The sequence below is a fragment of the Achromobacter sp. AONIH1 genome (genome assembly GCF_002902905.1).
GTDB lineage: Bacteria > Pseudomonadota > Gammaproteobacteria > Burkholderiales > Burkholderiaceae_B > Achromobacter.
Map to the genome: position 1 here is coordinate 4,386,103 of NZ_CP026124.1, position 22,597 is coordinate 4,408,699.

Genomic DNA, 22,597 nt, shown 5'->3' on the forward strand with positions numbered 1-22,597 from the left:
GTCAGATTAGGGGCGGGCGGGCGTCATTGGCATTTCTTTTCCCACATTTCGATGCTGTCGTCGGTCGCGAGCCGCTGGTAGCCGCTCACCCGGGCGCGCCACAGCAACAGTCCGCCCACGCCCAGGGCGCCGATGCCCAGGCCGATCAGCAGGTAGCCCCACCACGGGAAGCCGGGCGAGGGCGGGTTGGGGGTGTTGCCCGCGGGCGTGCCATACCAGTTGATCGCGGTCGGCGCGGGCTTGTTGGCGTAGAAGATTCCCTTGAAGGCGCGCTGCTGCTTGCGCGGATCGAGGTAGAACGAGATGGCGCCGTTGTTGTAGCTGCTGTCGCCGCTGACGTTCTCCCCCGACCAGTACAGCGTGTTGCCGGTGGTCTGGTACTTCGGATTCTGCAGCGTCGTGGTGGACCCGTTCACGGTGATCTGCACGGTGAAGGCGCTGGCGGTCCCCGAGAGCGTCAGCGTCGGCCCGCCCGCGGTCAGACTGCCGTTGCCGGCGTCGACCAGGAACGTGCTGTACGTACCCAGCCATTGCTGGGCGTCGTTGCTGAGCTGGCTGGAGTCCCATTGGTGCTGGGCGCTGTTGACGGTCTGCGTGCCGGTGAAGGCCGTGACGTACTGCGGCGGGGTGTGCGATCCCTGGGTCACGTACTTGAATACGGCGTTCAGCTTCAAGCCGCTGGGCGTGGTGCCGCTCAACTGACCCGTGAAGAAGCTGTAGGTCACTTTCTCCGAGCCGTAGGTCACCTGGATGCTATTGGGATCGCCGCCGATGCTCAGGACCTGTGCAGGCTGCTGGTCCAGCGTGGTGTTGTAGTTGCCGACGAAGTTGGCCGGGGAATTGGCCGAGGCGATGCCCTGGAAGTTCGGCGACGTGGGCTTGGTGGCGCCGTTGGCCCAGGTAACCCCGACAAAGCAGGCGGCATTGGTCAGCGCGTTCACCGATAGCGACAGCTGGCCGTTCGGGATCTGCGAGGGGCCGTTGCTCCAGGTCAGCTGGCGGTTGGAGAACTGGGCGGTGAAGGACTGCGCGCCAAGCCAGGCCGTGCAGGTCGTGGAACCGCTGGCCGGCGCCGTGAAACCCAGCTGATAGAACGGCTGCCATACGTTCGCGCCCTTGACGGACACCACGAGCTGGGTCGCGTACTGGCCCGCGAAGCCCGTCGCGCTGCTGGCCACCGTGTTGCCGGTGATGGGGCGTCCGGCAATGTTGCCGCTCACGGTCAGGGCGCCGGTGGTGCTGGCGTTCAGCGCGAAGCTGAGCTGTCCTCCCGACCACGTGATGGTCGGGTTGACGAAGGTGGTGCCGCTGATCTCCTGGCCGTCGATGTAGAGTGCCGGAGACGGATTGGCCGTGGACGGCAGAAAGACCGCGACCCCAGGCCCCGCCTGTTGATTGTCCGTGTACACGGTGGTGTACTCGCCCGTCCAGACAGACAGCGGATTGCTGGGCAGCGGTTGCAGCGTGGCCGTGAAGTTGTTCGACGCGGGCTTGCCCTGGCTGTCCTGCCAGAGCATGCCAGACACCGATTGCGGCGTGGAGGCGCCCGGATTGGCGAAGGTCAGCGAGCCATTGCAGGGATTGCCGTCCTTCTGGCTGAAGGTCAGCTGGCCGCCGGAGAACGACACCTTGAACAGCGGCGAGGCATTGAGATAGACCGTGCCGCTGGTCACGGTGCTGGTGTCCACGCCGTCTCCCGGCGCGCCGGCCATCACGAACAAGGCCTGGGGCTGGTTGCCGCTGGTCGCGTAGACGCCGTTCCACATCAGCAGCAGCCAGGCCTGGGTGCTGGCGACCGCGTCGGACACATCGGACAGGGCCAGGCCCTGGTAATTCTGCGACAGCCAGTCCTCGACCGGCTGCCAGTTCTTGGGACTGGCCTTGACGGCCGTGTTCAGCAGTTGCATCCATTGGTTGGCGACGGCGGGCTTGGTCTCCAGGTCGATCACGAACTGCTCGCCGGGGGAGATGCTGACGGCGGCGCCGCGCGCGGCCCGCTGGGTGCGCGCGGTGCGGCGGCTGGCCAGCTGCTTGCGTTCTTCCGCGCTGAGACCGGGAAACGAGGCCAGGGCGTGCTCCGGATTGGCCTCGAAGCGCCGGCGCAGTTCGGGCTGTTCGGACAGGGCCAGCAGGAAGCGGGCCGCTGCCGTGTCGGTCTGGAAGTGATAGTCGGCCGGCGGGCGGAAGTCCTTGAGCGCCGCGATGGCGCGCATTTCGCGCGGGCCGTAGCGGTCCAGCGGGCGCGACAGGCGCGGCTTGCCGACATGCTGGCCTGGCTGGATCAGGCCGACTTCGCGGGCAAAGTCCACGTCCACGGCGCGCGCCTGCGCCGGCGGAACATAGAACGTGGAGATGCCGGTGATCAGGGCGTGAACCTCCGGATTCAGGAGCTCGTCCAGTGTGTAGCGCTCGATTACCGGCGGCAGGGTCGGATAGCGGGACGCGATGTAGTGCACGATCTTGTGATCGGGCTTGTAGTAGCCGCGCAGATACTCGACCAGATAGTCGAAGCGGCGATTGTGAAAGCCGCGGCGGCGAAATCCCATCTCGGCGATCAGGCCGACCTGCCACAGGACCACGTGCGAGCCGGGGTCGATGGCGCGCCGGCGCAACAGCATGTCGGTGGCCTCGAAGGTCTGCATGCCGGGGTAGGCGGGGTCGATCCCCAGGTCGGCGCAGAGCCAGTCCAGCGCCGAGACGCCGGGCCGCAACTGCGCGCGATGCCCTTCGCGCCGCGCGATCGCCACGGCGCGGTGCGTCGACAGCACGAAGATGCCCGGGTGGCCATAGAACACCGCGGCCACGCGCCTGCCACGCCGCACGTGGTACAGCATGGCCTCGGTCATCTGCATGTAGGTGTGATAGCGCGGCTTGCGGTCGTCGTAGAGCGCGAATAGATCGATGGCGTCGGGACGCCGGTCGCGCAGCCAGACCTGTGTCGCGGGATCCGCCACGCAGAAGACCACGTGGTCGGCGTCGTCGATGTATTGCTCGGCGTCGCGGGTAAAGCCCATGACGCCGATGCCGGATCCGATGATGGTGAGCTCGCCGGTCGCCGTCGCCGGTTCGCGGGCGGCGGTGTCGCTCAATGAGGGAATGTCGGCATAGATCTGGTGGGCCAGTTCCATCCACGCGGAATCGGCTTCGCTGCGGGTAGGATATCCAAGGGACATGCTCGGCTCCCGAGACTAGGGTTGGGTTTCGTTCAGGCGTAGCGCGGCGCGATGGGTATCGTTCAACGAGGCGGCCAATGCGTCGCCAACCTCCTCGGGCAGGTCTTCCATCAGCGCCAGAATGGCCGACACTTCCTGCGCGCAGATATCCAGGATGTCGTCGGGCGTGCAGACCCAGGTGCACAGGTTCGGCTGGCCGGCGGACGAGTCGGCGTCATGGTCGACGATGTCGTTCAGGTACTGGGCCAGCCGGGACAGGTGCGCGGTGGCCTGAAGCACGGTCGTGCGCAGCGGCGTCGGGCAGGGGTCCAGCAGGTTGCGGTACAGGATCTCGTCGTACCAGATCGACTTCATCTGCAGGATTTCCTGGTATTCGGCCAGGTTGGCCTGACCCGAACCCATTCCCTCCAGCAGGATGCCGGGCGGAATCCGCTCGCAGATCCTGAGCGTGGTCAACGCGGCCGCTTCTCCCGCATGGCGATGCAGGCGCTCGATGCCCGCCAGCATGATCCAGGTGCCTGCCAGCATGGCATAGGCGCGGCGCTGGCCGTCGTCGAGCTGAGGGTGGCTCTGGGCCAGCGCGCCGACCAGGGTGGTGCGCTTGCCCTTATAGGTGTGGTGGTTGTCCAGCGCGTCGTCCATGACCCGTGGGCCGGCATAGACCAGCATGGCAGCCGCGAGGCGGCGCGTGTCGGCGTCGCCGCTCAGTCCCAACGGCATGGCCAGATGGCTGGCGCACCAGCTCGACCATCCCAGCCAGCCGACGTACCCGCCCAGATGCTGGACGAAGGCGGCGGCGCCGGCGCGTGTGGCATCGGCCGAGAACGCCTGGCGCGTGCGCGCCACTTCCACCTGGAACTGGGCCTCGACGCGCAGGCGGAAATCCCGCAATCCCGCGCCGTGACGCTCGGCATGCGTGGCCGCGCGCGTGCGCACCGTCGCGTCCAGCAGATCAATGGGCAGCGTGATCATTGTTGCTCCACAGAGAGGGGGCCGCCAGGCCGAGCAGCCTGAGGAAATTGGAACGCGACAGCAGGTCCCTTTCGTGCGGCGAGTTGTGATCCTGCAAGCGCGGCCGCCGATACGGCCAGGAATAGCGGTCGTCCAGCCGTTCGAGCGCGCGTTGCACGCCGTGCGGCAGGGCCTGCCAAGCCTGATCCAGCAACGCCACCGTGTTGGCGGCGCCGAGGCCACCGGATTGCGCCAGCGTGGACGCGGCGTGCGCCAGTCCGGCGAAGGGCAGGCCGGCGCGGGCTTCGGGATCCAGCAAGCGAGTGACGGCGCGGGCCGCCTGCATCACGCTTTGTGGCCCGGTCTGGAGGTTGAACCAGAACGTCCAGGGGGAGGGCGCCCAGAAGCGCGGGTTGTGTTCCAGGCACAGGGCGATGGAGGGCGTGCCTGTCTCGGCCGCCAAGTGGGCGGTATACGTGTCGATGCCGAGCAGCAGGTCGGACCTGGCCAGTTCGCCGGCGACGTAGCCCATGGCGTTGTCCGCGGTCAGCATCAGGCCGTCGGGATGGGCAAGCTCGGCGTGGCCACGGCCGTTCAGGCGATAGCTGACCAGGCGGGCAATGTCCTGCGCATGCGAGCGGCACTCCGCCGTCAGGCCGGGCAGCACCGTGCAGCGCACCGGACGCCGTCCGGGCAGCGCGCGCGCCATGGCGGCAACGCATTCGGCCCAGTCGTGGGCGGTGTGCGGCGAGCGCTTGGACGTGAACGGACTGATCAACATTCGGAAAGGCGCGCCGCGCGTCCAGGGCCGGCGGGCCGGCGAGGGCGCGGCCGTGGACAGCGGCGCATCGCCGCGCGGCAGGATGTGGCTGCCCATCCGATGCAGCGCACGGCTCAGGCAAGGATGATCCAGGTCCATGCCGCACCAGTGCATCTCCGATCGCTGTCCGTGACGGTGGATGGAGATCTCGCCCGAGCCGACCGAGATGTCCAGCACGTCGTGCCAGTCCTCGTAGGGCAGCATGGTGCGCAGTCCGTTGCGGCGCAGGAAGTTGCAGAAGACCATCAGCACCTGGCCGGCCACGGGATGGGCGTCGCGCAAGGCCGTAAGGCGATCGAACGCCGCCATGGGCTGACTGCCGAGATCGCCTGTCCGCCAGTCGCCCTGCAGGGTGCGCCAGATGGCCGGGCAGTACGAAAAGACGTGCATCGCATCCGCCGGAACGGCGAAGTGCCGCTCCAGCCGCTGCAAAAGCGGCCGCAGCTTGATCTCGTCGCCGATGCCCAGGCCCGGGCCGATGGCCACGACGATCGCGCGCGGGCGCATGCCGCGCAGCGGATCGGCAGGGGCATCGGTGCGGGGCCGGTCCACGCGCATCAATCCGGCATACAGGCCAAAGGACTCGCGTATGTAGTGCCCGCAGGCGTGGATCGCGTCCTGCCCCGGCGCGAGCGCCACCGCCCGCAGCTGCCGCGCCAGGTCGGCGGCCTGCGCGCCATGCGGCGCAGCCAGCGAGCCCCGTAAGCCATCCAGCCGGTCGGCCAGCATGCCGAGATTGCGCAGGCAGGCGTCGACGAACGGGGTGTTGGCGTGGCTGAGCGGGCGGCCGACCAGTGTCTCGACGGTCACGCGCGCGATATGCGCCGCATGGATGGCATCGCAATGCGGCGCGGCCGTGGCGGTGCGCATGGCGGTCAGGATCCGAGGATGGCCTGCAGTGTTTCGCCGTCGATGATGACGGGCATGTACACGACGTGACGTGATTTGCCCGCTGGTGGCGGATGCGAGGGCGCGGCGGCCTCGGCCTGGCGAGTGTCCGGGTTGACGAAATAGAGCGCTTTCGCGTCCACGGCGGCTTCCAGCGCGGGGCCGCCGTGCCCTTGGGATTGCGCCTGTCCGGCCTGGGGGCTGATGGGTTCCGGGATGTCTCCGGGCGCGGTGGCGCGCGCGACCGGCGCATTCCCGTCGACATCCAGGTTGCGGTCGATGACGAGCTGCTCGGCCACCCAGGTGGCGCGGCTGGCGCGCAGGACGGCATGCACGACGATGTGCTCCTGGCGTTCCTGCCAGTCCGGTAGCGCGGTCCAGTACAGATCCAGGGCGAAGGACATGCGACGGCTGCCGTCGCGCAGGATCTTGTTGCCGATCTGGCGCTGGTTGATTTCGATGTCGCAGGCGTTCTTGAACTGGTTCTGCAGCGTCTGTACGGCATCTTCCAGCGGCGTCGGCTGGCCGAAATAGTAGATTTCGTCCAGGTTCAGCATCTGTTTGAACCCGTTCCAGTCGCGCAACTCAATGGCGCGCGTCCACCCGCGCATCAAGCCGGACAGCCAGCGATCATCCTGTTCCGAGGCGGCATCGACATTCAAGAGGCCCACTGTCGATTGCGAATTTGTATCGTTCATCGGCATGCTCTTTTGAAAGCGGGAGACTTCTGGAATCGTCACGGGCACGTCGGGCGCAATAATGGACAGCGTTCGGTTTTATATACCGAAGCAATCGAATAATGGCCTGAATTTGCGACGAGGCACCGATAATGCTCGCAAGAAAAATATTTAGCAAGAGAAAATAATCGGCGGCTAGGGAATGCCCTGAATCACGGAAAGGCGACTGTAGACATTTATATGTTTTCTGTATTTCGGATTTATTGCCGATTTATATCGGCCAGGCTTTGTCATGAGTGCAGCGCCGGGATGGCCCATTATTTGAGTCATGCATTCTTGCTGTCATGTGGCGGAAGAGCAGAGTGCGCTTCGGCGCGTTGACATTCCCGTGCAATGTCCCGGGCAGCAAGAGGAAACGCATGTCCCTCGGTCGTCGGCGGGCGGGCGCAATTATTGGCATATACATGCTTTGAAAATATAGGTCAGCCCGACGATTCGCAATCTGGCGAGTATATGCACGTACCGATACCTTGGCCGCATTGCGCCGCGAGGATGTGATCTTAGGAGTTTTCGATTTATGGATTTTCAATGAATTGGAATGAAATCGGATATGCGGACGCGCGCCGAGATAATCGGGTTTCCGCATTCAGGCAGGCAAGGGGAGGTGGGAATACGCTGAGACCTGGCGCGTCGCGACGCTGATATGCGATGATGCCGTCCGCCCATTCACAGGGGCGCCCCAGGCTGTCAACCATTCGGAGAAAACGTGAAGCTCATCGGCATGCTGGATTCCCCCTATGTACGGCGCACCGCCATATCGCTGCGTCTGCTCGGCGTCGATTTCGATCATCAGCCGCTATCCGTCTTCAGCGCCTTCGACGAATTCAAGGCCATCAATCCGGTTGTCAAGGCGCCCACGCTGGTGTTGGACGATGGCACGGTACTGATGGATTCCACGCTCATCATCGACTATGCGGAGCATGCCAGCGGACGCACGCTGATGCCGGATTCCCTGGCGCAGCGGCGCCAGGCCACGGCCGTCATCGGGCTGGCATTGGCGGCTTGCGAGAAGACGGTGCAGATCGTCTATGAACGAAATCTGCGTCCGGCGCAGAAGCAGCACGAGCCCTGGGTGGCCCGTGTGCAGGGCCAGTTGGACGCGGCCTACGCGACGCTCGAGACCGCCTTGCACAAGACATGGACGCCGACGCTGCCCTTGAAGAAGGTTGGCCAGTTCGCCGTGACGGCGGCGGTGGCGTGGCGGTTCACGCAGGCCTTGTTGCCAGGAGCCATCCAGGCCCGGAACCATCCCGGACTGGCGCAGCTGTCGGCACAAGCGGAAGCCTTGCCCGTGTTCCAGGCATTTCCGCACGATTAGCGCTTGAACGACGGCCGCGCCGGCAGGCTGCCCATTTTCCATGAGGCCGTGGCGGGACGGCTCGCCCGGCTCGACCTAGCCGCGCCGCGCCTCGCTGGGCCGCATGCCGAACCTGGCCTTGAACGCATTGCTGAAATGCGAAGAGCTGCTGAAACCCAGCGAGTAGGCGATGTCCGTGATCGAGCGGTGCATTTCCTGCGGCGAGCGGATCAGGTCATGGCATTTCTGCAGCCGCCGGCTCCAGATCCATTCCGCGGGCGATTCACCTTCCTGGCGGAACAGATGATGCAGCAGGCGCACCGAGATGTTGTGATGCCGGGCGATCGCTTCGAGCGACAGTTCAGGGTCGGACAGATGCTGCTCGATCCAGGACTGGATCAGGCTCAGCCGCGCCTGCCGATGCGGGTCGCCATCCGTATCCGGACCCGGGTCGCGGTCCAGCGCCAGCGCCACGATGTTGAGCAGTTCGCCGCCCAGCCGGGCCTTGTCGGCATGCGTGATGGCGCGGCTTTCCGCCGCCAGGTTGACGCATAGCTGCGCGGCCAGCTTGCCGACGCCGCTGCCGATGCCGACGTTGCCCGCGATGGGGAAATCCTGCCGCGCCAGGCGGCTTTTCAGGCTTTCACGCGGGATCTCCAGATAGAGCGCGCGGATGTCGGCCAGGCATTGCAGGTCGTAGGGCTCGCCGGAATAGAACATCGCGGCGACCGCCTGATTCGACGGCAGTTCGTGCCTGCCCTGGACGAGCTGCGCGTGGCCTTTCTGCAGGATCTGCAGGTAGTAGCAGTCCTTGTCGAGCTGGGCCAGATGCTGCCTGCGCCGGCGGATCACGTGTTGCGACAGCCGGATGTCGGTGATCGACACCGGACCGAAATCATCCTTGCTCAGGCTGCCCTGGTAGTCGTTGGTGCCCGGCAGTTCCGCATCCAGCGCGATGTAGGCGCTGCACAGCGCCGTCTGCCATAACTCGCGCCGTTGCGGCAGCGCATGCTGCCGGGCATCGAAAACCAACTGCATATGTCTCTCCTGGAGGATGTCTTTGCAGCCTGGCGCAAGTCGCTTGCGCGTTGATGCAAGACTCGGCTCTGGGGCCGGCGATACGCTCCCGTCTCCTATGTGGATTTTATTCCATATGTCTTGAGCGCGATCAAGCTTGATGCTCGCGCTTTCCCCAAGACAGACAAGAAATCGGTTACCAGGAGGAGGTCGGCATGGCCATCAGCAATAGCGCGGGCGTCGCCCCGGCGGGCGGGATTACCGCGCAGCAATCAGGCAACAGTGAAATCAAGAAAGTCGTGGCCGCCTCGATGGCCGGGACGGTCGCGGAGTGGTATGAGTTCTTCATCTACGGCGTGGCCAGCACCCTGGTGTTCGGGCCGCTGTTCTTCCCCAAGGTCGACAGCCCCCTGAGCGCCATCATCGCCGCGTTCGCGACCTATGCCGTCGGCTTCATCGCCCGGCCGCTGGGCGGCATCGTCTTCGGCCATTTCGGCGACCGGCTGGGCCGCAAGAAGCTGCTGCAATTCAGCTTGCTGCTGGTGGGGTCTTCCACCTTCCTGATGGGATGCCTGCCCGGGTTCCAGGCCATCGGCTTCGCGGCGCCGGCGCTGCTGGTATTGCTGCGCTTCATCCAGGGCTTCGCCGTGGGCGGGGAGTGGGGCGGGGCGGTGCTGCTGATCGCCGAACACTCGCCGCCCGACCGGCGCGGCTATTGGGCCAGCTATCCGCAATCGGCGGCCTGCATCGGCAATGTGCTGGCCTCGATCGTGCTGTTCGGCCTGTCCTCGCTGCTGTCCAAGGAGGCCTTCCTGGATTGGGGCTGGCGCGTGGCCTTCTGGCTGTCCGGGATCATCGTTTTCGTCGGCTATTACATTCGCCGTTCGGTGGAGGACGCGCCGATTTTCGTGGAATCCTATCGCCGGCAGAAAGAGGCGCGCAAGAAGGCGGCCTCGCTCAAGGACGCGCTGGCCGCCTATCCGGGCAAGACCTTCTTCAGCATCCTGCTGCGGGTGGGCGAGAACACGGTCTATTACGTGATCGTGGTGTTCTCCATCACCTATCTCACCGTGCATGCCAAGCTGCCGTCGCAGACGGTGATGTTCATCATGTTCATCGCGAACATCTTCCAGTTCTTCTCGATGCTGTTCGGCGGCTACCTGTCCGACCGCATCGGGCGCAAGGCCTGCATCGCGCTGGGTTATGCCGGCTTGCTGGTCTGGGCGTTCCTGTATTTCCCTGGCCTGGATTCGGGCTCGAACGTTCATATCCTAGGCGTCATCTGCATGGGGCTGTTCTTCCAGGCGCTCTGCTACGGCCCGCAGGCGGCGTACTTCTCGGAGATCTTCCCGACCTCGATGCGCTATGCCGGCGCATCGTTCTGCTACCAGATCGCGACCATCGTGGCCGGTTCGATCGCGCCGCTGGTCGCGACCCTGTTGCTGCGCGACTACGGCGGCACCGGACCCATCGTGACCTATCTGGCCGGCACCGTGGTGCTGTCCCTGCTGGCGCTGGCCGTGCTGTCGGAAACCCGCAATGTGTCCCTGCACGAGGTGGACCGCGCCCACCAGGACCGTCACGGCGCCTGATTCGACTGGAGTAGAAGCATCATGAGTGAACGCATTACGCATTTCCGCACGCTGATCCTCGGCGCCGGCTTCGGCGGCCTGGGCATGGGCGCCCAGCTGGCGCGCAACGGCGACGAGGATTTCGTCATCCTGGAGCGCTCCGGCGATATCGGCGGCGTCTGGCTGGACAACAATTATCCGGGCGCGGCCTGCGACACCGAAGCCCACCTCTATTGTTATTCGTTCTTTCCGCACCTGCGCGTCAGCCGCATGTACGCGGGGCGGGAAGAGCTGCTGGGCTATATGCACCGGCTGGCCGACGCCTATGGCCTGCGCGCGCATCTGCGCCTGAATCACGAGATCACCGAGGCCCGCTGGGATGGCGAGAGCCGCCTGTGGCGCTTCGAGACGCGCGGAGGGGAACGCTACACGGCCACGTACTTCGTGCCGGCGTGGGGGCAGCTGAACCAACCGTCGATTCCCGCCTTCCCCGGCCTGGAAACCTATCGGGGCGCGAGCTTCCATTCCGCGCGCTGGAATGGCGCCGTCGAACTGCGCGGCAAGCGCGTGGCCTCCGTCGGAAATGCCGCGTCGGCGGTGCAGTACGTGCCCGAGATCGCGCCAGAAGTGGCGCACCTGACGGTGTTCCAGCGTTCGGCGAACTGGATCATGCCACGCAATCAGCAGGCCTTCACGCAGGAGCAGTTGGATGCCTACGAGGCCGATCCGGCCACCTTTGAGGCGTCGCGCCGGCATCTGCATGCGTTCCGCGAAAACGGCTTTCGCCGTACGCAGATGGGCACCGACGAACAGCGGCAGGGCGTCGACGTCGCCAAGGCGCACCTGGCGGCGCAGGTGGCCGACCCGCAGCTGCGCGCCAAGCTGACGCCGGACTACGAGCTGGGCTGCAAGCGCATCCTGCGCTCCGACGATTTCTACCCCGCGCTGACGCGGCCCAACGTGACGCTGGAAACGCGGCCCATCAAGCGCTTCTACGCGCAAGGCATCGTGACGGCCGATGGCGAGGAGCTGCCGTTCGACGCGGTGGTGTTCGGCACTGGCTTCGCCAGCCAGGCTTTTCATGGCGATCTGGCCGTGCTGGGCGCGGCGGGCGCGAACCTGTCGCAGGCGTGGGAAGAGGGCGCGGCCGCCTATCTGGGCATGGCCGTGCCGGATTTCCCGAACATGTTCCTGATCTACGGGCCCAACACCAATCTGAATCACAACTCGATCATCACCATGCTGGAAATCCAGCAGCGCTACATCGTCGAGGCGCTGAGGGCAGGGCAGGAGCAGGGCGCGGCGCTGAGCGTCAAGCCGCCGGTGTACGCCCGCTACAACGAGCGCTTGCAGGCGGACATGACCACGTCGGCGTTTTCCGCCAACTGCTCCAGCTGGTACAAGAACGCGGCGGGCAAGGTCATCAACAACTGGTCCGGGACCGCTGATCAGTACCAGGCGGCCGTGCGCTGGAACGCGGACGACTATCTGTGGCTGCGCGCGGAGACGGCGCGATGAGCGAACGGCGCAAGCAGGACGTCGAGCGCGTCCCGCTATCCTCGATCGCCCCGGATGCGCGGGACCTGATCCAGGCCTATCGGGAAAGCGGCGAGATTTCTTTTCAGGACGTGCCCTTGGCCACCGCGCGGGACAACTACCTGCGCGGCTGCGAGGCCAATGGCCTGCCGCGCGCCGATTGCGCCGTCGTCCGCGATCATGAGGTGCCGGTTCCAGGCGCGACCCTGCGCGTGCGTGAGTATCGCCGCGACGCATCGGGCAAGCCGCCGGCAGTGCTGTTCATGCACGGCGGAGGCTGGGTGATCGGCAACCTGGACACGCACGATGCCATCTGCCGGACGCTGGCCAGGGAAAGCGGAGCCGCGGTGTACGCCGTCGACTATCGTCTGGCGCCCGAGCATCCGTTTCCAACACCGCTGGACGATTGCGCCGCCGCGTTGCGCTGGCTGGTCGATCATGCCGCGAGCCTGGACGTGGATGTTTCGCGGCTGGGCCTGGCGGGCGACAGCGCCGGCGGCAACCTGGCCGCGGTCCTGGCGAACACGCAGGTTCTGTTGCCTCGGGCTTGCATCGTCCGGGCGCAGGTGCTGTTCTATCCCGTGACCGATCTGCGTGGCGAGACGGCTTCGTACCAACGCATCGTCGCCGGATTCCCACTGACCGCCAACTCGATGCACTGGTTCCGCGACCACTACCTGCGACCGGGTACTTCCTTGGACGACGCGCGTTTTCCCTCGCTTTTTTCTCCGCTTCTTTCTCCACTCCTGGCGCCGCGCCCGTCCAACGCTTCCCTGTTCCTGCTGAGTTGCGGGCTGGATCCCCTGGCGGACGAGGGCGTGGCCTACGCCGCGCGAGCCATCGCGGCCGGCGCGCGTGTCGAACATCACCACCTGCCAGCGCACGCGCATGGCATCATCACGTCGGCGGGCCGTATCGATACCGGGCGCGTCATGCTGATCCGGGCCGCCGCGTTCCTGCGTGAAACCTTGCTGCATAACTCCTGATGCATCGTCCTATGAACGCTTTCCAATTCCAGACTGTCCCGACCATCATTTCGGAATTCGGCGCGGCGCGCCAGCTCGGCGCCTTGCTGCGCAAGCAGTATCCGGCGCAGGTCCGGCTGTGCGTCGTCACCGATGGCTTCCTGCACAAGAGCGGCCTCCTGGCGCCGGCCCTGGCCGACCTGGCCAGGCATGGCTGGCAGGTGACCGTGATCGACGACGTGGTCGCCGATCCTCTGGAATCCGTCGTGCTGGACGCCGCCGAGCGCGCCCGCCAGGCAGACGCGGAGGTGGTGCTGGGCCTGGGCGGCGGCTCGTCCATGGACGTGGCCAAGCTGTTGGCCGTGCTGCTAGCGGGCCAGCAGCCCTTGGCGGACATGTATGGCGTCGGGAAAGTATCCGGCCAGCGCCTGCCTCTGGTGCAGATGCCGACGACCGCCGGCACCGGTTCGGAAGTGACGGCGGTATCCATCGTGACGACCGGGGAAACCACCAAGATGGGCGTGGTCGCGCCGCAGCTGTACGCCGATCTGGCGATTCTGGACGCGGAACTGACCCTGGGACTGCCCGGCGCCGCCACGGCCTATACCGGCATCGACGCCATGGTGCATGCCATCGAGGCCTACACCTCGGCGCATCTGAAGAACCCGGTGTCGGACATGCTGGCCATCAAGGCGCTGGAGCTGCTGTCCCGCCATATCCTGACCGCGTGCCGGGACGGCGGCAATAAAGAAGCGCGCAGCGCCATGCTGCTGGGCGCCATGTTCGCCGGCCAGGCCTTCGCCAATTCGCCGGTCGCGGCCGTGCATGCGCTGGCATATCCCATCGGCGGCATTTTCCATGTTCCGCATGGGTTGTCGAACGCGCTGGTGCTGGCGCCCGTGCTGAAATTCAACGCGCCGGCCGCCAGCAGGCGCTATGCCGAAATCGCCGAGGTAGTGGTTCCGGGCGTGACGGGCAGCGACGAGGCCAGGACGGCTGCCTTGGTCGGCTATTTTGAACGGCTGGCTGTCGACACGGGGATTCCGCGCAGCCTGGGCGAGGTCGGCGTCAAGCGGGGAGATCTGGCGCGGATGGCCAGCGATGCCATGCGGCAGACGCGATTGCTGGTGAACAATCCTCGGGAAGTGACCGAAGCCGATGCGCTGGCGATCTATGCGGCGGCGTTCGAGCCGGTCGGCGGGTAGCCGGCACGGGACGAGCGATTGTGGATTCCTTGGCGTTGGTCGGGCGGCGGATCCTGGCTCGCCGGGGATCCGGGCGGCGAATCCGTAGGGAGATGGAGACAGCGTTTGGATCGCGGGTCGAAAGCGTGGAACGCTGACAGGATCCCGTCTCTATTGTTTATACCCGTAATGCGCATAATGTGTATTATGTAAAGTACGAATTATGCGGATTCCGGGCAGTGCCTCCCTGCAGCCGCGCTTTGCCGGCTTAGTCCCCGTGTTCCCCGTCGGGCTGGCGCCGCTTCAATCCGCTTTATTCACGCTTCCCAGCTTGTCCGCCCGTCTTTGATGGCGTCCGCCTTCGAATGGCGTATCCCGGAATGCCCGGACGCAATCGCACGCGACCTCGAGCCCGACGATCCTGCTGCCCAGCGCCAGCACGTTCGCGTCGTTGTGCTGGCGGCTCAGGCGCGCCATGGTGGCGTCCGTGCACAAGGCCGCCCGCACCGCCGGATACCGGTTGGCGGCAATGGAAATGCCGATGCCGGATCCGCAGATGACGATGCCCTGCGCGGCTCTCCGCCCAGTGATCGCCTCGCCCATGGCAAAGCCGAAATCGGGATAGTCCACCGACGCTTCGCCATCCGTGCCCAGATCCAGCCAATCGATGTCGCCAAATGCGCTCTTGAGCTGTTCCTTCAGTTCGTATCCGGCGTGGTCGGACGCAATGGCGATCTGCATGACTGGTCTCGCTGGTTCAGTGGTGTCTTCTGGAGCGTGGATTGTATTGTGGCGTGCCCGTTCCAGCCGGCTCGCCGCTGGTGCATCCCAGGCTCCGATCCCATGCCAGCCTCATGGCCTTCCTGTTCATATCCCCCCGGGGGGGATATGATGCGCGACATGGAAAAAACCAATCCCCACCACCATCACGATGCCGTCGCCAAGCGACTCAAGCGGGCACAAGGCCATCTGGGCAGCATCCTGCAGATGATGGAAGCGCATCGTCCCTGCCTTGATCTGGCCCAACAGCTGCATGCCGTCGAAAAGGCAATCTCGCAGGCCAAGAAGATCCTGATCCAGGACCACATCGATCATTGCCTGCAAGACGCCGTGGGCGATCTGGACGTGGACAAGCAGCGCACCATCGACGAATTCAAAGAGATCACCAAGTACCTCTAGGGGCCATTTCTCCCATGTTGTCGTTTGCCAAGCTGCTTGCCCAGGGTGCATCGCACGCCTGGCTCTTCATTCCCAGCGCCATCCTGCTGGGCGCCCTGCACGGCCTGGAGCCCGGCCATTCCAAGACGATGATGGCCGCCTTCATCGTCGCGATCCGGGGGACGGTGTGGCAGGCCGTGCTGCTGGGCGTCACCGCGACCATTTCGCACACGCTGATCGTGTGGGGCATCGGACTGGGCGGCATGTATTTATGGCGAGGCGTGGCTGCCGAGGCGTTGGAGCCTTACTTCCAGCTGGCCTCGGGCGCGGTCATCGTGCTGATCGCGGCCTGGATGTTCTGGCGAACCTGGCGGGAACAGCATGGCGACGCGCACGACCACTCCCATCACAATCATGAGCACGACGGGCACACCCACGGTCTGGAGCGATACGAGGTCGACACCGGGCACGGCCGCGTCGCCCTCGAAGTGTTCGAGGACGGCGTACCTCCTCGGTGGCGTCTGACCAACCTGCGAGGGAGTCACTGTCAGGCAGAGGATGTGACGCTGACAACCGAACGAACCGATGGCCGTCAGCAGGTGTTCCTGTTCGTGCAGAAGGATGGCTACCTGGAGTCACTGGAACAGGTACCGGAACCTCATGAGTTCATTGCACGCCTGGCGTTGACTCACGGTGGCCGCGTCCACAGCTATGACGTCGCGTTCCTGGAGCCAGATAACCACCAGCACGATCACATTCACGAACCGTTGCGCGGATTGGATGTCGCGGCTGAGCAATACCAGGACGCCCACCAGCTGGCGCATGCCAACGACATCCGTCGGCGATTCGCGAACCGGAATGTGACCAACTGGCAGATCGCTTTGTTCGGACTGACGGGAGGTCTTATTCCCTGCCCTGCGGCCATCACCGTGTTGCTCCTGTGTTTGCAGTTAAAGGAGTTCACCTTAGGGGCTGTGCTGGTGTTGTGCTTCTCGATCGGGCTCGCCATCACCCTGGTTACTGTTGGGGCAGTTGCGGCGCTTAGCGTGCGGCACGTTACCCAGCGTGCTCCCTGGTTCAGTGCAATAGCTCGGCGGGCTCCCTACCTGTCCAGTGTGCTGATCATCGCAGTCGGCATTTACGTTGGCGCCCATGGATGGCTTGGACTGCCTTCCGCCTAGCGTCGGAAGGGAGGGCCAGCACCGCTCCGCTTGTTGCTGCTTGACGACTATTGCGCATGCTCTTTCATCGCTCTGCATTATGCAAACCAACGACGGCCGCCTCTTTTCCCGGCATCCGCCCGGCGTCGCCTAGTGAGAAAAAAACACCGGCAAGGTCATCGCCTCCAACAGCGAGCGCGTGGCGCCTCCCATGATCCATTGGCGCGTGCGGCTGTGTCCGTATGCCCCCATGACGATCAGGTCCGCGCCGAAATCGGCGGCCGCGCTCAGGATGGCGTCTCCGATGCCGGCCTCTCGTGCGTCGCGGAACTCCGACTCCAGCTGGGGAAAGCCGTGGCTGGCGCAGTAGGCGGCCAGGTCTTCGAAGGAAGCCCGCAGATCCGGATCGGCCGGGGCCCCGTGGCCCAGCGTCAGGGCGCGCAGCGCGCTGGCGCCGCGCAGCAAGGGCGCCGCGTCGGCGATCGCGCGGGCCGACTCGCGGCTCTGGTTCCAGCAGTACAGCACCCGCGCGCCTGCGTTGCGGAAGGACCCCGCCGTCGGCAGCACGATGACGGGACGCCCGGCGGATAGCAGCACCTGCTCAACGAAGTCGTTGCCGGTGGCGGCTTCCACGTCGCCGGCATTCTCCTGGCCCAGGATCAGCACATCCGAATGACGCGCGTGCCGGACGACGCACTCGGCGGGCATGTCCTCGCCCTGGCGCCAGGACGCGGCCACGCCGGCCTGCGCCGTGGCTTCGCTGAACGCCGCCTGCACTGCCATGCGTCCCTTGGTGTTGAGTTCCTTGACGAGGTCGAGCGCGCGGACCCACATGCCGCCTTCGTCGTAAAAGTAGCGCGGCAGCATGTAGCTGGCGAATATGCCGGTGAGATGGGCATCGTGCGGCCTAGCCATCTGCAGGGCGAATTCAACGCGGCGGCGGCAGTCGATGCCGTTGTCGAGATGTACGGCGATGCGGCGGAACATGGCGAATATCTCCCCGTGTTTGCATGGGTTGCCGGCGGCCGGCTTGCGCGCCCTGCCCGGCCTGGTCTGTCCTGCCATCTTGCGCCGGCGGTCCGGCTCCGGGTTGACGATAGTCAAGCGAAAAACAGGGACGAACGTCGAGGCCGGGCGCAAAAGAGCGCGCCAGCTTGACCGCCGTCAAGGGCGCGCGCCGTGGCGGCGCGATGATGGGCGCATGCCTGCCCTTCCCCGCTACATCCTGCTCCGCCTGGAGGCGCCATGAAGAATGTACTCATCCCGGTCGACGGATCCGCCAATTCGCTGCGCGCCGTGCACTACATGATCGACCATGTCCGCGAGCATGGCGCCTGCAACTTGCATCTGCTGAACGTGCAGCCGCCGATCGTCTCGGGCACGGTGCTTGCCTTTGTGTCGAGCGATATGATCCAGGAGTACTACGAGGACGAAGCCAGGACGGCGCTGGCCGATGCCCGGATCGCGCTGGACAAGGCAGGCGTCATGTATCAGTCGGGATTGCGGGTCGGCAAGATCGCCGAAGCCATCAAGGCCTACGCGGCCGAGCAACAGTGCGACCATATCGTGATGGGATCGCGCGGCCTGGGCGCGGCGGGCAGCCTCATGCTCGGGTCGGTGGCGCTCAAGCTGCTGCATATCGTCCATCTCCCCGTCGTGCTGGTCAACTAGGACCGGCGCGGGGAAGCTGGCCCGGCCAGACCAGGGGAAGCCATGATTTCCGTGCCGTCCAACAATGAAGTGGACCGTCTGCACGCCTATTGGCGGGCCAGCAATTACCTGTGCGCCGGCATGCTGTACCTGCGCGACAACGTCCTGCTGCGCCGGCCGCTGGAGCCGGCGCACATCAAACCGCGGATCCTGGGGCACTGGGGCACGTGCCCCGGCCTGAGCTTCACGCTGACGCATCTGAACCGCCTCATCCGCGAGCACGACCTGGACCTGATGTTCGTGTGCGGCCCAGGACACGGCGCCGCGGCGGTGCTGGCCCATGCCTATCTCGACGGGCACTACTCGGAGCGCTATCCCGAATGCTCGCAGGACGAGGCCGGCATGACGCACCTGTTCCGGCACTTTTCGGCGCCGCACGGCATCGGTTCGCACTGCACGCCACAACTGCCCGGCTCGATCCACGAGGGCGGTGAGCTGGGCTACAGCCTGTCGCACGCGTTTGGGGCGGCCTTCGACAATCCCGACCTGATCGTCGCCGCGATGGTCGGGGACGGCGAGGCCGAAACCGGCGCGCTGGCCGCCTCCTGGCAATCGGCCAGGTTCCTGAACCCGGCGCGCGACGGCGCCGTGCTGCCCATCCTGCACCTGAACGGCTACAAGATCGCCAACCCTGCCCTGCTGGCGCGCATCCCTCCCGCGGAACTGCAGGCCTTCTTCGAGGGGCATGGCTATCGCCCCTGTTTCGTGGCTGGCGACGATCCGCCCGCCATGCACCGGAAGATGGCACGCGCGCTGGGCCAGTGCGTGGCGGAAATCCGGGCGATCCAGGCCCGCGCGCGCGGCGGCGGCGGACCGGCGAGGATTCGCTGGCCCATGATCGTGCTGCGCACGCCGAAAGGCTGGACCGGGCCTCGGCGGGTCGACGGCCATGCCGTGGAGAATTCCTGGCGCTCGCACCAGGTTCCGCTGGCCGACCCTGCCGGGCGGCCGCAGGAATTGCAGGCGCTGGAAGCCTGGCTGCGCGCCTACCAGCCCGAGACCCTGTTCGACCAGGAGGGCCGGCTGGCGGCCGGGCTGCGGACGCTGGCCCCGACCGGCGCGCGCCGCGTCAGCGCCAACCCGCATGCCGATGGCGGGGCATTGCGGCGTCCGCTCGCGCTGCCCGGGCCGGACGCATACAGCCTGCCGGTCGCCGCGCCCGGCGCCGCCGACGCGTCGCCCACGCAGGCGCTGGGCGCCTATCTGCGGGACGTGATGCGCGCAAATCCGGACCGCTTCCGGCTGTTCGGCCCCGACGAGACCGCCAGCAACCGCCTGGAGGCGGTCTATGAAGCCAGCGGCAAGGCCTGGATGGTCCAGCGGCTGGAGGGCGATGCCGACGGCGGCCACCTCGCCCCGGACGGGCGCGTCATGGAAATCCTCAGCGAGCAGACGCTGCAAGGCTGGCTCGAAGGCTACACGCTGACCGGCAGGCACGGCCTGTTCGCCACCTACGAGGCCTTCGCGCACGTCATCGATTCGATGTTCAACCAGCACGCGAAGTGGCTGGACAAGGCCCGGCGGCTGGCGCCGTGGCGCGCCCCGGTTCCGGCGCTGAACCTGCTGCTCACCTCGGTCGTCTGGCGCCAGGACCATAACGGCTTCAGCCATCAGGATCCAGGCTTCCTGGACGTGGCGGCCAACAAGCGGCCCGACGTGGTGCGCATCTATCTGCCGCCGGACGCCAATTGCCTGCTGAGCGTGGCCCGGCATTGCCTGCAGTCGGTCGGCCATGTCAACGTAATCGTGGCCGACAAGCAGGCGCACCCCGTCTACCTCGACGCGGCCGGGGCGGCGCGCCATTGCCGGGCCGGCATCGGCGCCTGGGATTGGGCGGGCACGTTCGTGCAGCACGAGCCCGATGTGGTGCTGGCCTGCGCCGGCGACATTCCCACGCAGGAAGCGCTGGCCGCGGTCGCATTGCTCAAGTCCCTGTTTCACGGCCTGAAGATCCGCTTCGTCAACGTGGTCGATCTTTTCACGCTGGTGCCGCCGGCCGTGCATCCGCATGGCCTGCCGGACGAGGCGTTCGACGCGCTGTTCACGGCGGACAAGCCGGTGATCTTCAATTTCCATGGCTATCCCGCGCTGATCCACCGGCTGTGCTACCGCCGGCGCAACCATGCCGGCTTTCACGTGCATGGCTATCGTGAAGAGGGAGACCTGAATACGCCGTTCGAACTCGCGGTGCTCAACGGCATCGACCGCTACAGCCTGGCGATGGATGTGCTCGAGCGCGTGCCGCGCCTGCGTGGCTGCGCCCCGGCCGCCCGCGAGCGCCTGCTTGCGCAGCGCGACCGGCAGCTGGCCCAGGCGCGCGCCGAAGGCCTGGATCCGGAAGAGATTCGCAATGGCCGGTGGCCCGACCAAGGGCTGGAGAATGCGTGACGGGCGGGCTCGCGCGCGCCGGCGCAAGCCCGCGCCCATCGGCCCGCCCGCGCTGGGCGCCGGCCTGATCACCGGCGCGGCGGACGACGATCCCAGCGGCATCGCCACCTATTCCCAGGCCGGCGCGCAGTTCGGCTACGCGATGCTGTGGACCATGCCGCTGACGCTGCCGCTGATGGTCGCGATCCAGCTCGTCAGCGCGCGCATCGGCTGCGTTACGCGGCGCGGCCTGGCCGCCAACATCAAGCGCGATTTTCCGCCAATAGTGCTGTGGGCCGTGGTCGGACTGCTGCTGACGGCCAACACGCTCAACCTGGCCGCGGATATCGCCGCGATGGCGCAGGCGGTGCATCTGGTCGCGGGAGGGCCGGTAGGGCTGTATGCGGCGGGTTTCGGCGCGCTCAGCCTGACGCTGCAGGTGTACATGCGTTATCAGGCCTACGTGCGCTGGCTCAAATGGCTGACGCTGGCATTGCTGGCCTATGTCGCGGTCGCCTTCACCGTCGAGGTGGACTGGCCAGCCCTGATCCGCGAGACCGCCCTGCCCGGCCTGGCGCTCGGCCACGATGCGCTGCTGATGATCGTCGCGGTGTTCGGCACCACCATCAGTCCCTATCTGTTCTTCTGGCAGGCCGCCCTGGAGATGGAGTCCGGCCATGATGGGCGGCCGCGCTCCGGGGCCGGCCTGCGGGCACAGTTGCGGCGCATCCGCGCGGATACCCTGGTTGGCATGACTTTCTCGAACCTGATTGGCTTTTTCATCATTCTCGCCACCGCCGCCACGCTGCACGCGGACGGCGGCGCGGCTATCCAGACGTCCGCGCAAGCCGCCGAGGCGCTGCGGCCGCTGGCCGGGGACTTCTGCTTCGCGCTGTTCTGCCTGGGCATCGTGGGCACCGGCCTGCTGGCCGTGCCGGTGCTGGCGGGGTCGGCCGCCTATGCCGTGGCCGAGGCCGCCGGCTGGCCGGGCAGCCTGGACGCCCGTCTGGACAAGGGCGAGGGCGCGGCCTTCTACGCGATCATCGGCGCGGCCACCATGGGCGGAGTGGCGCTGTGCTTCACCCCGCTCGATCCGGTGGCGGAACTGTTCTGGGCGGCGGTGTGCAATGGCGTGATCGCGCTGCCCATCATGAGCGTGATGATGCTGCTGGCGTCGCGGCCCAAGGTCATGGGCGCGCATGTCATCGGTCCCTGCCTGCGCCTGGCGGGCTGGAGCGCCACGGGCGTCATGGCGCTCGTCGTCGTCGCCATGCTGGCCACGCTCTAGCGCCCCTGGGGCATCGCGCCGTCGGCGGCGCAGGCGGCCGACGCGTCGCTGCACAGGAACATCGGCACCTTGATGAACAGGCTGCCCGACAGGGACAGTCCGCGCGCCAGATGGTCGTCGGCCAGGATGAAACCGGCGATCGGTCCTGGCGCCGGACCGCGTGGCCCCGTCAGGGCCTGCTCGTCCAGGATCTGGATGGCGCCGTTCTCGCCCTCCACCCAGCCCGGCGCGGCCAGGAACGTCTGCAGCGCGTCCTGTGTCGAAAAGAACAGGACGAGGGACTTGTCGTCCAGGCCGAGTATGGCCCCGGGCGGACCGGCGATAACGTTGTAATAGGTGCGTTCGCCGCCCGCCTCGATCAGCACGCCGCGCCCATAGGCCACTCCCAGGATGCCGCCATCCGCCCGCAGGCCGGGCACGATCAGCGTCCCGAAGGCGCGGGCCAGCACGGCGCGCGCCCGGGGAGACAGCCGGTACAGGCGCAACAGCACGGCCTCGGACTCCTGATCGACGCGCGCGAGCATGGCAGGCGAGACGGTCATCGGGCTCCTGGCCGGTTGCGCCCGGGCGCCGGCCATCGGCAACAGCATGAGCAGGACATGGAACAGCACGAGGGCGAGGCGCGTTTTCATACCGGCTCCCTGATCTTGGGCAAGTGTCCGGCGGCCCCTTGCCGTCCGGACGGACAAGTCCATTGACGCATGGCCGCGCCCGCCCGCTGTTGACAACAGTCAAGCACGGCGCCTCGGGGCGGTGCTACACCAAGGCATCGGCG

18 protein-coding genes are annotated in these 22,597 nt (G+C 66.3%); 10 read left to right on the forward strand and 8 right to left on the reverse strand.

Annotation, left to right across the window (positions count from 1 at the left end; genetic code table 11):
• Positions 1–23: 23 nt before the first annotated feature.
• Genes C2U31_RS20115 through C2U31_RS20130 form a run of 4 tightly spaced genes read right to left on the reverse strand, consistent with a single transcriptional unit; the run spans position 24 to position 6,530 of the window.
• The gene (locus C2U31_RS20115; protein WP_103274396.1) at positions 24–3,173 is read right to left on the reverse strand and encodes an SAM-dependent methyltransferase; all 3,150 of its coding nucleotides are present in this window, start codon (positions 3,171–3,173) and stop codon (positions 24–26) included.
• Between the two features lie 15 nt (positions 3,174–3,188).
• On the reverse strand, positions 3,189–4,145 hold the full coding sequence (locus tag C2U31_RS20120) for a class 1 isoprenoid biosynthesis enzyme (protein WP_103274397.1): 957 nt from the start codon (positions 4,143–4,145) through the stop codon (positions 3,189–3,191).
• Positions 4,126–5,814 carry a hypothetical protein gene (locus tag C2U31_RS20125; protein ID WP_103274398.1) on the reverse strand — a complete coding sequence of 563 codons (1,689 nt, stop codon included), beginning with the start codon at positions 5,812–5,814 and terminating at the stop codon, positions 4,126–4,128. Before C2U31_RS20125 ends, C2U31_RS20120 begins: the two co-directional genes overlap by 20 nt.
• Before the next feature lie 5 nt (positions 5,815–5,819).
• Positions 5,820–6,530 carry a hypothetical protein gene (locus C2U31_RS20130; RefSeq protein WP_158658417.1) on the reverse strand — a complete coding sequence of 237 codons (711 nt, stop codon included), beginning with the start codon at positions 6,528–6,530 and terminating at the stop codon, positions 5,820–5,822.
• A 745-nt stretch (positions 6,531–7,275) separates the two neighbouring features.
• Between C2U31_RS20130 and C2U31_RS20135 the strand changes: the two genes are divergently transcribed.
• On the forward strand, positions 7,276–7,887 hold the full coding sequence (locus C2U31_RS20135) for a glutathione S-transferase (RefSeq protein WP_103274400.1): 612 nt from the start codon (positions 7,276–7,278) through the stop codon (positions 7,885–7,887).
• 75 nt (positions 7,888–7,962) lie between these two features.
• Here the strand turns inward: C2U31_RS20135 and C2U31_RS20140 are convergent, their stop codons facing one another.
• A complete protein-coding gene (locus C2U31_RS20140) occupies positions 7,963–8,904 on the reverse strand; it encodes a helix-turn-helix domain-containing protein (protein ID WP_103274401.1) in 942 nt (313 codons plus the stop codon).
• A 194-nt stretch (positions 8,905–9,098) separates the two neighbouring features.
• Here C2U31_RS20140 and C2U31_RS20145 point away from each other — a divergent pair, with 194 nt between their 5' ends.
• The 4 genes from C2U31_RS20145 to C2U31_RS20160 are packed head-to-tail and all read left to right on the forward strand — an operon-like array spanning position 9,099 to position 14,160.
• The gene (locus C2U31_RS20145) at positions 9,099–10,475 is read left to right on the forward strand and encodes an MFS transporter (protein ID WP_103274402.1); all 1,377 of its coding nucleotides are present in this window, start codon (positions 9,099–9,101) and stop codon (positions 10,473–10,475) included.
• Positions 10,476–10,496: 21 nt separating this feature from the next.
• Entirely contained in the window at positions 10,497–11,972 is a 1,476-nt protein-coding gene (locus C2U31_RS20150) for an NAD(P)/FAD-dependent oxidoreductase (RefSeq protein WP_103274403.1), read from the forward strand.
• Positions 11,969–12,976, forward strand: coding sequence for an alpha/beta hydrolase (locus C2U31_RS20155; RefSeq protein WP_103274404.1), 1,008 nt, complete (start codon positions 11,969–11,971; stop codon positions 12,974–12,976). The genes C2U31_RS20150 and C2U31_RS20155 overlap by 4 nt, the downstream gene beginning before the upstream one ends.
• 11 nt (positions 12,977–12,987) lie before the next feature.
• A complete protein-coding gene (locus C2U31_RS20160) occupies positions 12,988–14,160 on the forward strand; it encodes an iron-containing alcohol dehydrogenase (RefSeq protein ID WP_103274405.1) in 1,173 nt (390 codons plus the stop codon).
• A gap of 282 nt (positions 14,161–14,442) precedes the next feature.
• Here the strand turns inward: C2U31_RS20160 and rpiB are convergent, their stop codons facing one another.
• Complete coding sequence (rpiB, locus tag C2U31_RS20165) at positions 14,443–14,880, reverse strand: ribose 5-phosphate isomerase B (protein ID WP_103274406.1); 438 nt, start codon at positions 14,878–14,880, stop codon at positions 14,443–14,445.
• Between the two features lie 150 nt (positions 14,881–15,030).
• Here rpiB and C2U31_RS20170 point away from each other — a divergent pair, with 150 nt between their 5' ends.
• Both C2U31_RS20170 and C2U31_RS20175 read left to right on the forward strand, forming a co-directional pair.
• Positions 15,031–15,318, forward strand: coding sequence for a metal-sensing transcriptional repressor (locus tag C2U31_RS20170; RefSeq protein ID WP_304562600.1), 288 nt, complete (start codon positions 15,031–15,033; stop codon positions 15,316–15,318).
• A 14-nt stretch (positions 15,319–15,332) separates the two neighbouring features.
• On the forward strand, positions 15,333–16,478 hold the full coding sequence (locus C2U31_RS20175; RefSeq protein ID WP_103274407.1) for a nickel/cobalt efflux transporter: 1,146 nt from the start codon (positions 15,333–15,335) through the stop codon (positions 16,476–16,478).
• A 129-nt stretch (positions 16,479–16,607) separates the two neighbouring features.
• On the opposite strand, the gene C2U31_RS20180 is transcribed toward C2U31_RS20175, so the two are convergent.
• Complete coding sequence (locus C2U31_RS20180) at positions 16,608–17,444, reverse strand: universal stress protein (RefSeq protein WP_103274408.1); 837 nt, start codon at positions 17,442–17,444, stop codon at positions 16,608–16,610.
• A gap of 258 nt (positions 17,445–17,702) precedes the next feature.
• On the opposite strand from C2U31_RS20180, the gene C2U31_RS20185 reads away from it, so the two are divergent.
• From C2U31_RS20185 to C2U31_RS20195, 3 genes are read left to right on the forward strand one after another with little or no spacing between them, the layout of a single operon-like run.
• Complete coding sequence (locus C2U31_RS20185) at positions 17,703–18,128, forward strand: universal stress protein (protein ID WP_103274409.1); 426 nt, start codon at positions 17,703–17,705, stop codon at positions 18,126–18,128.
• 42 nt (positions 18,129–18,170) lie between these two features.
• Positions 18,171–20,555 carry a phosphoketolase gene (locus C2U31_RS20190; protein WP_103274410.1) on the forward strand — a complete coding sequence of 795 codons (2,385 nt, stop codon included), beginning with the start codon at positions 18,171–18,173 and terminating at the stop codon, positions 20,553–20,555.
• Positions 20,518–21,822 (forward strand): NRAMP family divalent metal transporter, encoded by a 1,305-nt coding sequence (locus C2U31_RS20195; protein ID WP_233772431.1) that lies wholly within the window; start codon positions 20,518–20,520, stop codon positions 21,820–21,822. The genes C2U31_RS20190 and C2U31_RS20195 overlap by 38 nt, the downstream gene beginning before the upstream one ends.
• On the opposite strand, the gene C2U31_RS20200 is transcribed toward C2U31_RS20195, so the two are convergent.
• On the reverse strand, positions 21,819–22,454 hold the full coding sequence (locus tag C2U31_RS20200; protein ID WP_103274412.1) for a hypothetical protein: 636 nt from the start codon (positions 22,452–22,454) through the stop codon (positions 21,819–21,821). The genes C2U31_RS20195 and C2U31_RS20200 overlap by 4 nt on opposite strands.
• Between the last annotated feature and the right edge of the window lie 143 nt (positions 22,455–22,597).

Bases quoted from the DNA above. Each gene is read 5' to 3' on its own strand.
- C2U31_RS20115 (WP_103274396.1), bottom strand. From the start codon at position 3,173: ATGTCCCTTGGATATCCTACCCGCAGCGAAGCCGATTCCGCGTGGATG.
- C2U31_RS20120 (WP_103274397.1), bottom strand. From the start codon at position 4,145: ATGATCACGCTGCCCATTGATCTGCTGGACGCGACGGTGCGCACGCGC.
- C2U31_RS20125 (WP_103274398.1), bottom strand. From the start codon at position 5,814: ATGCGCACCGCCACGGCCGCGCCGCATTGCGATGCCATCCATGCGGCG.
- C2U31_RS20130 (WP_158658417.1), bottom strand. From the start codon at position 6,530: ATGAACGATACAAATTCGCAATCGACAGTGGGCCTCTTGAATGTCGAT.
- C2U31_RS20140 (WP_103274401.1), bottom strand. From the start codon at position 8,904: ATGCAGTTGGTTTTCGATGCCCGGCAGCATGCGCTGCCGCAACGGCGC.
- C2U31_RS20145 (WP_103274402.1), top strand. From the start codon at position 9,099: ATGGCCATCAGCAATAGCGCGGGCGTCGCCCCGGCGGGCGGGATTACC.
- C2U31_RS20150 (WP_103274403.1), top strand. From the start codon at position 10,497: ATGAGTGAACGCATTACGCATTTCCGCACGCTGATCCTCGGCGCCGGC.
- C2U31_RS20155 (WP_103274404.1), top strand. From the start codon at position 11,969: ATGAGCGAACGGCGCAAGCAGGACGTCGAGCGCGTCCCGCTATCCTCG.
- C2U31_RS20160 (WP_103274405.1), top strand. From the start codon at position 12,988: ATGAACGCTTTCCAATTCCAGACTGTCCCGACCATCATTTCGGAATTC.
- rpiB (WP_103274406.1), bottom strand. From the start codon at position 14,880: ATGCAGATCGCCATTGCGTCCGACCACGCCGGATACGAACTGAAGGAA.
- C2U31_RS20170 (WP_304562600.1), top strand. From the start codon at position 15,031: ATGCGCGACATGGAAAAAACCAATCCCCACCACCATCACGATGCCGTC.
- C2U31_RS20175 (WP_103274407.1), top strand. From the start codon at position 15,333: ATGTTGTCGTTTGCCAAGCTGCTTGCCCAGGGTGCATCGCACGCCTGG.
- C2U31_RS20180 (WP_103274408.1), bottom strand. From the start codon at position 17,444: ATGTTCCGCCGCATCGCCGTACATCTCGACAACGGCATCGACTGCCGC.
- C2U31_RS20185 (WP_103274409.1), top strand. From the start codon at position 17,703: ATGAAGAATGTACTCATCCCGGTCGACGGATCCGCCAATTCGCTGCGC.
- C2U31_RS20190 (WP_103274410.1), top strand. From the start codon at position 18,171: ATGATTTCCGTGCCGTCCAACAATGAAGTGGACCGTCTGCACGCCTAT.
- C2U31_RS20195 (WP_233772431.1), top strand. From the start codon at position 20,518: ATGGCCGGTGGCCCGACCAAGGGCTGGAGAATGCGTGACGGGCGGGCT.
- C2U31_RS20200 (WP_103274412.1), bottom strand. From the start codon at position 22,454: ATGAAAACGCGCCTCGCCCTCGTGCTGTTCCATGTCCTGCTCATGCTG.